The following is a 2,626-nucleotide window of genomic DNA, read 5'->3' on the forward strand; positions in this document are numbered from 1 at the left end:
GGTCTTGGCATCGTTGTTCCCGAGCCGACAAATTCGGTTTCTACCTCAGGCCGGATTTCATCACCAAGCGTCTGTTATCAACGCTCGGGTGGCACCCTCGTCGGTTGCGAACGCTCCCTTGGCGAGCAGATAAAGGAAGTTTCGGGCGCTCGCCCGCACCGCTCAAAACGATGGTGCGCGAACTGCGGTCTCCAGCGACCGGCTTTCGGTCGGGTAACGGTTGACCTCCGCATGCAAACGCACCTGCAGGAGGCACGCTGACCTACCCTATGTCAGCGAATATCGTTTGAGGCCGCTAGAGACGAATTGGGGTCGGTCCGAGCTTTGGACGTTTGCGTCTCGTCATGATGGAGGAGGTCGGCCATTGCTTTTGATGCCTGCCACCAAGCCCCAGCCGGCAAAGCGAGCCCGCCTACCGCCCTGAGCGGGTGGAAGCGCCCTCCCCTCCCCTAAGCCGCTCCGCTGATGGGGCGGTTTTTACTGCCGTAAAAACTGCTCTTTGTGTCAGAAAAACCAGGCGTTTAGCCAGATGAGCCGGAGAGTTCCAGTCGAACGACAACCCGCCATTATCCGACGACAGCAGGAATCGGCCGCAAGGAAGCCCGCTAGTGCTGTTAACCTTCTGTTAACCTAAAACTTCTTGCCGGGCTTTCCGAATCGGAGCTTAATGGCGCTTGTTGAATAATTTCATCGCAAAAAGCGCCAATTCAGGTTTTCGACGAGAATGAATATCGCCATGCGGCTACCGAGCTTCGAGTTCGATGAGAAAATCCTCGAGCAGGGTGCTGAGATATCACGGCGCCTTAACCAGCTTCGGATGGAGAAATTTCCCCCCGATGCGGCCAAGACGCTGCGTTCGTTTTCGATGGCAGAAGTCGCTCACTATCTTGGTGTCTCGCAGAACAATCTGAAGCGCCTTCATCTGGAGGGCAAGGGCCCCCTGCCCGAGCAGATCCCATCGGGACGCCGGTCCTACACTGCCCAGCAGATGCTTGAGCTGCGCCATTTCCTGGACCAGCATGGCAGGACCGAAGTCAAGAAGTATGTCCCGCACCGCAAGTCCGGCGACAAGCTCCAGGTCGTTGCTGTCGTCAACTTCAAGGGGGGCAGTGGCAAGACAACGACTGCCGCCCACCTCGCCCAGCATCTGGCCTTGACCGGCCACCGTGTTCTTGCAATCGATCTCGATCCTCAAGCCTCACTGTCGGCCCTGCATGGCTTCCAGCCGGAACTTGATAACAACCTCTCGCTCTATGAGGCGATTCGTTACGATGACGAACGCCGCTCGATTGCGGACGTAATCCTTCCGACGAATTTTCCAGGTCTCGATATCATCCCCGCCAATCTCGAATTGCAGGAATACGAATACGACACGCCCCTCGCCATGCAGGATAAGACGTCAAATGCCGGGCGCCAGTTCTTCACGCGCATGGCGAAGGCGCTAACGGAGGTCGACGATCGCTATGACGTTGTCGTGGTCGATTGCCCGCCCCAGCTTGGCTACCTGACGTTGACGGCCATGTCGGCGGCGACGTCGGTTCTCATTACAGTTCATCCGCAGATGCTCGACCTGATGTCGATGAGCCAGTTCCTGCTCATGCTCGGCGGCATATTGAAAACCATCAAGGCCGCCGGTGCGGCAATCGAGCTCGATTGGTTTCGATATCTGATCACACGCTACGAGCCGACGGATATCCCGCAGGCGCAGATGGTAGGCTTCATGCAGTCCATGCTTGCCGGCCAGATCCTGGAGAACCCGATGTTGAAGTCGACGGCGATTTCGGACGCGGGTCTCACCAAGCAGACGCTCTACGAGGTGGAGAAGTCGGCCTTTACCCGTTCCACCTACGACCGTGCACTGGAATCCCTCGATGCGGTCAATGCTGAAATCGCGACGCTGATCCATCGTGCGTGGGGACGGTCATGACGGCGAAGTTTACGGCAGTAAAAACTGGAAATTTTGTCTTTGAAATCAAATCGCTAACCGCGATTGGAGGCGGTTAAATGGCACGCAGGGACATTTTCGGCAGTGTGTTGGGCCCTGCGACGGCAGTGGCTGATGCGAAGGACGTATCCGGGTATGCCGTTCGCGGGGCGTCGCGCTCCATCATGCAATCCTTCGAGGAGCTCTCCAAGAGCTCGGTCGTGGATCTCGATCCGGCATTTGTAGACACCTCCTTCGTTTCGGATCGCCTGGACGAAGACGATGAGGCATATCAGGAGTTGCTTGCGGCCATTCGGGAAAGAGGACAAGATTCTCCGATCCTGGTCAGGCCTCATCCTGAGCTCTCCGGTCGCTTTCAGACCGTCTTCGGGCATCGGCGCGTCAAGGTTGCCCGCCAGCTGGGACGGCCAGTACGCGCGGTCGTCAAGAAGATGGGCGATGAGGATCATGTTATTGCCCAGGGCCAAGAGAACGCCGCAAGGGCCAATTTGTCCTTCATCGAAAGGACCCTGTTTGCCGATCGCATTCTCAAGCGCGGCCACACGCCCGACACGGTGAAGTCGGCTTTGGCGCTCGATGACACGACCTTCTCGAAGATGCGTTCTGTTACCAGCAACATTCCAGAGCCAGTCATTGTGGCCATTGGCGCCGCCAAGACTGTTGGTCGGGACAGATGGTGGC

2 protein-coding genes are annotated in these 2,626 nt (G+C 57.5%); both read left to right on the forward strand.

Annotated elements, in window-relative coordinates:
* Positions 1 to 724: 724 nt before the first annotated feature.
* A complete protein-coding gene (gene repA, locus EN991_RS31570; protein WP_013525328.1) occupies positions 725 to 1,927 on the forward strand; it encodes a plasmid partitioning protein RepA in 1,203 nt (400 codons plus the stop codon).
* A gap of 77 nt (positions 1,928 to 2,004) precedes the next feature.
* Positions 2,005 to 2,626: plasmid partitioning protein RepB (repB, locus tag EN991_RS31575; protein WP_127370222.1), on the forward strand; the 622-nt coding region annotated here is incomplete at its 3' end.

The organism is Mesorhizobium sp. M7A.F.Ca.US.005.03.2.1 (assembly GCF_003997795.1).
GTDB classification, from domain to species: domain Bacteria; phylum Pseudomonadota; class Alphaproteobacteria; order Rhizobiales; family Rhizobiaceae; genus Mesorhizobium; species Mesorhizobium ciceri.